At 60.8% G+C, this 960-nt stretch carries 2 protein-coding genes; one reads left to right on the forward strand and one right to left on the reverse strand.

What is annotated here, in order from left to right:
• A partial coding sequence (locus tag ABD264_RS00065; protein ID WP_344203344.1) for an integrase core domain-containing protein occupies nucleotides 1-339 on the forward strand: 339 nt, incomplete at its 5' end.
• 38 nt (nucleotides 340-377) lie between these two features.
• Here ABD264_RS00065 and ABD264_RS00070 read toward each other — a convergent pair.
• A complete protein-coding gene (locus ABD264_RS00070) occupies nucleotides 378-722 on the reverse strand; it encodes a hypothetical protein (protein ID WP_344203347.1) in 345 nt (114 codons plus the stop codon).
• Between the last annotated feature and the right edge of the window lie 238 nt (nucleotides 723-960).

Consider the following 960-nt stretch of genomic DNA (forward strand, 5'->3'; position numbering starts at 1 on the left):
TCCGAGACCGCCATCGGCGTCTTGCGCCGCGCGACAGACTGGTTCGCCGACCAGGGCGTCACCGTCGAACGTGTCCTCTCCGACAACGGCGCCTGCTACCGCTCTCACGCCTGGCGAGACGCTTGCGAGGATCTCAGCATTCGACACAAACGAACTCGCCCCTACCGGCCGCAGACCAACGGCAAAATCGAGCGCTTCCACCGCACCCTCGCCGACGGCTGGGCCTACGCCCGTTTCTACAAATCAGAAACCGAACGCCGCGCAGCACTACCGGGCTGGATCCACTTCTACAATCACCACAGGCACCACTCCGCTATCGGAGCCCCACCCCTCNACTAGGGATCTGAAGAGGGCTCGACCATGCCAGCGGTCGGCCCCTATTCCTTCGCGAGCACGGCGTTATCCGTCAGGCAGAAGTCATCGTTGATCTTGATGACCAGCGCAACGAGTAGGCGGAGCGCTGTTAGATACGTGTGGCGGTGAACGCGGTCGTCGTCACCGTCTGCCTGTGATCCATGGAGGTAGCGGTTGCGCAGGCTAGGTCCGTTGCTGAACTCCTTATCGTTAAGGAAGTAGTTGAAGTAGCTGACCTCCGCGGCGCTGAGCAGCGTTGATCGATGCGCCAGCCATCCGGCGCTCACCATCTCGTCAATGGCTTTCTGGTCGGCCGCCGAGTGATGGAGACAGCTCGTCACCTCGCACTCCCAGAGTTCCGTGAGCACATGCAATTGTGGCGCGCTTGCAAACGCAATTCGGTCACGATCTCCGGTCAGGATGCCCTTCTCGACCAGGAAGTCGATGTTGCGCTGTTGGTACTCGTGGAACTGGTCGTAGGGGCTTGACCCTTGATCTTGGACACGCGGAATCCAGCACGATGCTGGGAGAAGCGAGAATCCAAGGATGGCCAGGAAGAACTACACCGACGAGTTCCGTCGCCGGGCGGTGGACTTGTACGAGTCC

This window comes from Kocuria salsicia, assembly GCF_039532055.1.
GTDB classification, from domain to species: domain Bacteria; phylum Actinomycetota; class Actinomycetes; order Actinomycetales; family Micrococcaceae; genus Kocuria; species Kocuria salsicia.